General features: G+C 64.4%; 9 protein-coding genes and 1 pseudogene. 7 read left to right on the top strand and 3 right to left on the bottom strand.

Translation table 11 applies throughout. The features are described 5' to 3' along the window. The first annotated feature begins 623 nt into the window (after nucleotides 1-623). The 6 genes and pseudogenes from ACLP25_RS18815 to arsC all read left to right on the top strand — a co-directional run bounded on the left by ACLP25_RS18815 (nucleotide 624) and on the right by arsC (nucleotide 4,465). Nucleotides 624-968: an ArsR/SmtB family transcription factor gene (locus ACLP25_RS18815; protein ID WP_442470693.1), complete on the top strand. Its 345-nt coding sequence runs from the start codon at nucleotides 624-626 to the stop codon at nucleotides 966-968. Between the two features lie 193 nt (nucleotides 969-1,161). Then, nucleotides 1,162-1,839, top strand: a pseudogene (arsM, locus tag ACLP25_RS18810) (arsenite methyltransferase); the annotation flags it as partial. Nucleotides 1,840-1,849: 10 nt separating this feature from the next. Continuing rightward, entirely contained in the window at nucleotides 1,850-2,377 is a 528-nt protein-coding gene (locus ACLP25_RS18805; protein ID WP_442470692.1) for an arsenate reductase ArsC, read from the top strand. Continuing rightward, nucleotides 2,374-2,862, top strand: a complete 489-nt coding sequence (gene arsN2, locus ACLP25_RS18800; RefSeq protein WP_442470691.1) for an arsenic resistance N-acetyltransferase ArsN2 — start codon at nucleotides 2,374-2,376, stop codon at nucleotides 2,860-2,862. The genes ACLP25_RS18805 and arsN2 overlap by 4 nt, the downstream gene beginning before the upstream one ends. Nucleotides 2,863-2,904: 42 nt before the next feature. Next, nucleotides 2,905-3,978 carry an ACR3 family arsenite efflux transporter gene (arsB, locus tag ACLP25_RS18795; RefSeq protein ID WP_442470690.1) on the top strand — a complete coding sequence of 358 codons (1,074 nt, stop codon included), beginning with the start codon at nucleotides 2,905-2,907 and terminating at the stop codon, nucleotides 3,976-3,978. Between the two features lie 103 nt (nucleotides 3,979-4,081). After that, nucleotides 4,082-4,465, top strand: a complete 384-nt coding sequence (arsC, locus tag ACLP25_RS18790; RefSeq protein ID WP_442470689.1) for an arsenate reductase (glutaredoxin) — start codon at nucleotides 4,082-4,084, stop codon at nucleotides 4,463-4,465. Nucleotides 4,466-4,497: 32 nt separating this feature from the next. On the opposite strand, the gene ACLP25_RS18785 is transcribed toward arsC, so the two are convergent. From ACLP25_RS18785 to ligD, 3 genes are all read right to left on the bottom strand, one after another. After that, nucleotides 4,498-4,917: a hypothetical protein gene (locus tag ACLP25_RS18785; RefSeq protein WP_442470688.1), complete on the bottom strand. Its 420-nt coding sequence runs from the start codon at nucleotides 4,915-4,917 to the stop codon at nucleotides 4,498-4,500. Nucleotides 4,918-5,159: 242 nt separating this feature from the next. Then, complete coding sequence (locus ACLP25_RS18780) at nucleotides 5,160-5,552, bottom strand: hypothetical protein (RefSeq protein ID WP_442470687.1); 393 nt, start codon at nucleotides 5,550-5,552, stop codon at nucleotides 5,160-5,162. Nucleotides 5,553-5,591: 39 nt separating this feature from the next. Further along, entirely contained in the window at nucleotides 5,592-6,635 is a 1,044-nt protein-coding gene (gene ligD, locus ACLP25_RS18775) for a non-homologous end-joining DNA ligase (RefSeq protein ID WP_442470686.1), read from the bottom strand. 162 nt (nucleotides 6,636-6,797) lie between these two features. Here ligD and ACLP25_RS18770 point away from each other — a divergent pair, with 162 nt between their 5' ends. After that, complete coding sequence (locus tag ACLP25_RS18770) at nucleotides 6,798-7,091, top strand: hypothetical protein (RefSeq protein WP_442470685.1); 294 nt, start codon at nucleotides 6,798-6,800, stop codon at nucleotides 7,089-7,091. Nucleotides 7,092-7,377: the final 286 nt, after the last annotated feature.

The raw sequence follows: 7,377 nt of genomic DNA, 5'->3' as shown, positions 1-7,377 counted from the left end.
TCATGCCAGCCCGCGCCGGGCAAGCCGCCCGCGCCCTACGCTTCGTCTTTTTGCCGCACTGTCACATTTCCGACTCACCCCCACTCAGGCCAACCAAAGGGGGGGGTGAGCAGTTACTAAAATCATGACGACTCCGTCGCAAGCTAATTCCGGTTACGCAAGAGGACTCTTGGTTAACAAATTTAATAACTGGTGGCATACAGGCTCATTACCCGGAACTATAACTATTGCTGTTCGCACGGATACGGATTTTTGCTGGGCGGCACTTACGAATACCCGATCTAAATTCGAGGACATGATTAACGCTTTGGATTTGTTCATGTGGCATATGGTTGGCAGCGTCGATGGGTGGCGCGCCTGAGAAGCATCCGAAGCGTAGATTCTCCGCGCCGTGCAGGATATGCGCCAGGCCCTTATTCGGCCAGGTCGGTTCGGTAAAATAATCTGTAGCGGTCGAGCGCGCCCACTCTGACGCCCAAAGCGTCGAACCGAACGAACTGGTCCTGGCGCATCTGTCCAATCACGCCCAGCGACCCATCAGCTTAGCCTGCTCGCCTATGTCGGGAGTAGCTTGACATTCCGTATTTCTATATTTATAGAAATAGCGAATTGATGGCTCGATTATGGCTGCGCCGCCGGATGACCAGATCGCTCGCTTCGCCGACATGCTGGCGGCGCTTGGAACCGAGACGCGGCTCAGGATCGTGCGGCTGCTGCTCTCGGCGCATCCGGAGGGGCTCGTGGTCGGGGAGATCGGCTCCGAACTCGGCATCCCGCCGTCGACCCTCTCGCATCACCTCGAAAAGCTGAAGAACGAGGGGCTGGTGACCGTGCGGCGCGAAAGCACCTTCCTTCGCTGCACCGCCAATACCCAAGCGCTCCAGGAGATCGTCGGCTTCCTGTTCGCGGAGTGCTGCACCCGGAACAAGGCGATCCGTCCCGAGGAAATCACCTGCGCCTGCCCATGAGGAAAAGCGCCATGCCGGAGAGCGACATCAAGGAAGCCGTGCGGGAGCGATACGCTCAAGCCGCACGAAACGTCAGCGCGCGGGGGTCGTGCTGCGGCGGCGCGACGGACTGCGGGAACCCGACCACGTCCAATCTTTATGCTGACGGCGAAACCGGCGATCTGCCGGAAAAGGCCGTGCTGGCCTCGCTCGGCTGCGGCAATCCGACCGCGCTCGCCGAACTGAAGGAAGGCGAAACCGTCCTCGACCTCGGCTCTGGCGGCGGCATCGACGTGCTGCTGTCCGCGCGCCGCGTCGGCCCTACGGGCAAGGCCTACGGCCTCGACATGACCGACGACATGCTGGCGCTCGCCCGGGAAAATCAACGCAAGGCGGGCGCGAACAATGTCGAGTTCCTCAAGGGCGAAATCGAACGCATCCCGTTGCCGGACTTTCCGTCGACGTAATCATTTCGAACTGCGTCATCAACCTGACAGCCGACAAGGACCGCGTTCTGCGCGAGGCGTTCCGGGCGCTGAAGCCGGGCGGGCGCTTCGCCGTCTCCGACGTCGTCACCCCAGGCGCCGTTCCCAAGGCGCTTCGCCGCGAAATGTTGCTGTGGGTCGGCTGCATCGCCGGGGCGCTCGACGAGAACGAGTACCGGACAAAGCTCGCCGCCGCGGGGGTCGAGGCGATCGGCGTCGAGCCGACCCGCGTCTACAAGGTCGACGATGCGCGCGAGTTCCTGGCCGGCAAGGGCGTCGACGTGGACGCCATCGCGCCCGCCGTCGACGGCAAGTTCATGAGCGCGTTCGTGCGCGCCAAGAAGCCGGGCCATAGCCCGACGCAGAAGTCCGCGGCGTGCTGCGCGCCGACCTGCTGCGAAACCTGAGGAGGAAACCGTGAGCGACCGTGAGTTCAACGTCCTGTTCCTCTGCACCGGCAACAGCGCGCGCTCGATCATCGCCGAAGGCATCCTGAACAAGGACGGGGAGGGGCGCTTCCGCGCCTTCTCGGCCGGAAGCCACCCCAAGGGCGCGGTCAATCCGTTCGCGCTCAAGGTGCTGGAGTCCTATGGCTATCCGACCGAGGGCTTTCGCTCCAAAAGCTGGGAGGAATTCGCCGCTACCGGCGCGCCCGTGATGGATTTCGTCTTCACGGTCTGCGACACCGCCGCCGCCGAGACCTGCCCGGTCTGGCCCGGCCAGCCGATGACGGCCCATTGGGGCATCGAGGACCCCGCCGCGGTCGAGGGGACGGATATCCAGAAGGAGGCGGCGTTCGTCCTTGCGACCCGCTATCTCAGGAACCGGATTTCAATCTTCCGGAGCCTGCCGATCCGGAGCCTCGACAGGATGGCCTTGAACGCCAAGCTGCGCGAAATCGGTCAGATCGAAGGCGCGACAAAGCCGAGGCCGCAGGTCGCATGACGGATGTCCTCCCGGTCGAGCCGTTGAACGGCGCCAAGGCCGTCGACGGCCTTCGCCCGGCTGCGCTCGCGCTCGAAGACCTTGTCGGGCTTCGCAACGCGCTGCGGGCGGCGGGCCTCCCCGAGGACGACCTCGACGCGGACGGCGTCAGCCTGTTCGCCTTCGAGCAGGGCGGCAGCGTGGTCGGCTACGGCGGACTGGAAATCTACGGCGGGCATGCGCTCCTGCGCTCGATCGTGGTCGATCCGGCGCGCCGCCGCGAGGGCCTCGGGCGCCGCATCGTCGAGTTCCTGAACGCGAACGCGGCTCGCGAAAGCGTTCGGCGCGCGTTCCTTCTGACGACCGACGCAAGAGCCTATTTCGAAGGGCTCGGGTTCGCCGCAATCGACCGCAGGGACGCGCCGCCAGAGATTCTTGCGACGCGGCAAGCGACCGGACTCTGCCCGGCCTCCGCCGTGCTGATGGCCAAAGCGCTCCGCGGGTGAAGGCGAGAGCCGGCGGGCCAACAACGGTGAAGGGCTTTTCCGATGTCCCTGTTCGAACGCTATCTCACCGTATGGGTCGCCCTGTGCATCGTCGCCGGCGTTGTCCTCGGCCATCTCACGCCAGGCGTGTTTCATGCGATCGGCGCGGCAGAAATCGCCAAGGTCAACCTGCCGGTGGCGGCCCTGATCTGGCTGATGATCATTCCCATGCTGATAAAGATCGACTTTGCCGCGCTCGGCGAGGTTCGCCAGCACTGGCGCGGCATCGGCGTGACCCTGTTCATCAACTGGGCCGTCAAGCCGTTCTCAATGGCTGCGCTCGGCGCGTTCTTCATCGGCTATCTGTTCCGGCCCTATCTGCCCGCCGATCAGATCAGCTCCTATATCGCCGGCTTGATCATCCTCGCCGCGGCGCCGTGTACGGCGATGGTGTTCGTCTGGTCGAACCTGACCCGGGGGGAGCCGCATTTCACGCTAACCCAGGTCGCCTTGAACGATACCATCATGGTGTTCGCCTTCGCGCCGATCGTCGGACTGCTGCTCGGACTCTCCGCGATTTCCGTTCCGTGGAATACGCTGGCGCTTTCGGTCGTCCTCTACATCGTCGTGCCGGTGATCGTGGCGCAGATCGTGCGTCGGCGCGTGCTGGCGATCGGCGGGCCGGAGGCGCTCTCACGCCTGCTCGCGACGCTGCAACCCATGTCGTTGGCCGCCCTGCTGGCGACGCTGGTGCTGCTGTTCGGTTTCCAGGGCGAGCAGATCGTCGCGCAGCCGCTGGTCATTCTGATGCTGGCGATTCCGATCCTGATCCAGGTCTATTTCAACGCGGGGTTCGCGTATCTGCTGAACCGCACCATGGGCGAGCAGCATTGCGTCGCCGGCCCGTCCGCACTCATCGGGGCCAGCAACTTCTTCGAACTGGCGGTGGCCGCCGCGATCAGCCTGTTCGGCTTCAACTCGGGCGCGGCGCTCGCGACCGTCGTCGGCGTTCTGATCGAAGTGCCCGTCATGCTGTCGGTCGTCTGGATCGTCAACCGGTCGAAGGGCTGGTACGAAAGCGGCGCGAATTTGGCCGGGCGCCCCGTGCGGTCGCTGGCACAACCGCCGCGCCGTTGACGTGGGCAGCGTTGCTGATCGTGACGTCTCCGCCGGGCTCGATCACGCCTCGGCTTATCGGCGCGGCCCGCCAACCCGAATCCAACACTGTCGAGGCGTGCCCATGACGATTACGATCTATCACAACCCGAAATGCGGGACGTCCCGCAACGTCCTGGCGATGATCCGGGCGAGCGGCGAGGAGCCGGTCGTGATCGAGTACCTCAAGGACCCGCCAACCCGAGAACGCCTGAAGGAGTTGATCGCGGCGATGGGTATTCCGGTCCGCGCGCTCCTGCGCGAAAAGGGTACGCCCTACGCCGAACTCGGGCTCGGCGACCCCAAATGGTCGGACGAGGAACTCCTCGATTTCATGATGCAGCATCCGATCCTCATCAATCGTCCGATCGTCGTGACGCCGAAAGGCGTCCGACTGTGCCGGCCCTCCGAAGCGGTGCTCGATATCCTGCCCAATCCGGTCAGCAGCTTCGTCAAGGAGGACGGCTAGGTCGTCGATTCCCCGGTTCGCAAGGGCTGAGCTTACTCGGCGCGTCGCTTGATCGCGCCGTCCGGATCTCCACCGTTTCCGATGACCCACAGTCCCGTGAGGTAGGCCGCCGCGAAGATCGACAGGAACGGCAGCCAGGTGCCGAGGACGCTGCCGAACATCGCATAACTCTTCTCGAAAACCGGGGCGACCAGCGCAACGTCGAGAACGATGATGAACGCTGTCATGAAGGCCGCGGCTGCGAGCGGAGTCACCGAGCGAAAATACCCGAAGTAGGCGTAAGAAACGAGCGCGGCGTAGACGGGAGCGGCGACCGCGTGAATTCTCAGCGTCGTTTCGAGGCCGAACGCCGGACGTCCGAACGCCATCGTCAGTCCGCAGGCGAGCCAGACGACAAAGGCGCCGACCGCAAGCGGAAGCGCGGCTCTCCCATGGAATGGGACGCCTCTCATGGACCCTCTCCCAGGCGCCTGTCCGCCGACCCGTCTGCTAGGTCGCCCGCCTGCCGCCCCAACAAGCGTCAATGATATCGAACTGCGGACGGGAGACTTTGCGCTACATCAACGCGAGCGCGCGGCTGTCGGCGTCCGGTCGGGACGGCATTAAGCAACCTGAATCCCCTCGCCGGTCGACTACGTGCCTGACGTCGGACCATGCCGTCCAAGCACTCCCGCGGCTCTGCTGTCGATGGGCTTCAACGGGCAAACGCGTCCGCGCTCATCCACAGGCCGATCGCCAGGACGACGATCATCCACGCGAAGAAGTATCGTTCGAATCCGACGGCTATGTAGACCTGCGCGAACCGCTCCGCCGGGACCAGCAGGAGCGCGACGCCCTTCAGCAGCGCGGCCCACCCAACGAGTGTAACGAGGATCGGCAGCGCGCCGCCGCTCCAGGCATTGTGCCCAAGCACGACCGCAAGCCCGACAGCGGTGGCGACCATGCCGGAGAACAGCATCCAGGGTCCGCTGTGCGCCATCTCGTTGAGCGTCGCCAGGGTCTGGCGCCGGTTGGCGAGCATCCCGAGAGAGATCGCCATGAGGTACAGGCCGAGCAGTCGCCCCAGAAAGATCGTTGTCTCGGACATGCGCCACCATAGCACGGGCGGACTGCTGCCGTCGCAGCGCTACGGCTTGCGCGGCGCTTCCAGTCGAACCTCCCGTGCCGGCTTGTCGGATCGCAGCCCGATGTAGACCGTATGGCGCAAGAGCGCGTCCCCAGTCCAAGTCAGATAGGTGATCTCGGCAACCAGCTTCGGTTCGACCCAATGCACCCGGGAAAGAACCAGCGGCGATCCGAAGCGGGTCTTGCGGGGCGGCGGCGCGCTGAGCGGTGATGACGTTCGCGCCAATGGCTCCAGGCGCCGGCGCAGGTCGGCAAGCACTTTGTCCGGCATGCCCGTGCCCACCCGCCCAGCATAAATAAGCCTGCCGTCGTCGGTGTAGTAGCCGAGCAGGAGCGCGCCGAGATGGGGCCTTGACCCCTCTGGATCGGTCCAGCCGACGACAACGAACTCCTGGCGGTTGAGGCACTTGGCCTTGCGCCACAGACCTCGGTTTCCCGGCGCGTAGGGCGCGTCCAGCGTCTTGGAAACGACGCCTTCGAAGCCAAGCTGACCGGCATGCCGGCGGATGAGTTCCCCGTCGCCTGTCTCATGGCCGTTGAACTGGAGTCCGGGAATATTGGCGACCAGCGGTTGCAGGAGCGCCTTCCGCTCGATGAGCGGCTGACTGGCGGTGTCCCGTCCGTTGAGATGCAGACAATCGAAGGCGAAGTAGACGAGACTCACTCCGCGCTGGCCGTCGCTGGCGGCCTGGGTTTGCGAGAAGCTGGGCAGCCCATCGGGGCCAATGCCGCACAGTTCGCCATCCAGGTATGCGGCCTCGACCGGAACCTTCGCGAGAGCGGCCACGACGCTCGGATACTTGTCGCTCCAATCGAGTCCAGTCCGGGTCAGCAGTTGCACGCGCCCGTGGTCTATGCGCGCGGCCATCCGAAATCCGTCGAGCTTGATTTCGTGAAGCCATTGCAGCCCCGACGGAGCCGTCTCGACAGGCTGGCAAAGCTGGGGCGGAATCCATTGGGGGAGCGGCAGCGAGGCGTCCTTGGTCTTCGACGCCCCACTGATCTTGATCGCCTCTGTAACCAAACGCTTTGCGACACGCGACATGAACACCACCTGGTGCAGGACCGCGACACAAGTCGACTATGCCACAGTTGGTTCCGTAACTCGCTCGGCCTGTGCGGATGACGATCGCCTGGCCAGCGACAGGAGGCCGCGGCAGCATAGAAGGTCCTTGACCTCGGCGGTGTCGTTCCCATTCTGTTCTTAATGGATCGGACCCTCCGCCTGCGCGACTACCCCTACGTGGTCGTCCGATTTGCCTGTCGCGATTGCCCGCGAATCGGGCGGTACCGCCTAGCCGTCCTCGCCGAGCGGTTCGGCGCCGATGCGACGATGGTCGACGTCCTGGAGACGATCGCCGGCGGCTGCCTGCGGAACAAGGAGAAGCACCCTGGGCGGCGCTGCCAGGCCTACCTGCCGGACCTCGTCGATCCACGGCCTCCCGACTTGCCTGCGGCGGTGAGCAAGCGGCTGCGGGTCATCAGCGGCGGGAAGGCATGACATTTCGGAGCGGACGCCCTTCCTCCGCAGAGCGAGCCTGCGCCGCGAAGGAGAAATAGTTCAACGCGGATCCCGAGAAAGGTAGCATGTAGCATGTAGCAGATTGCTACACGAAAGGCGTTACGGTCTACCTGCTACGTTCACGGTTCGCATAGAAGCCCCTGTCATGGTTCGATCATGGAGGATCCCATGGTCGATAAGGCCGAATTCCTCAGGGTTGCCGACGAGATACTCGCGGAAGGGCGGCAACCCTCCCAGCGCTCGATCCGCGACCGACTTGCAAAGG

This window comes from Roseiarcus sp. (assembly GCF_052145395.1).
Classification (GTDB): Bacteria; Pseudomonadota; Alphaproteobacteria; order Rhizobiales; family Beijerinckiaceae; genus Roseiarcus.
The sequence above is the reverse complement of the archived record's forward strand: the minus strand, read 5'-3'. Positions and strand labels throughout refer to the sequence as shown.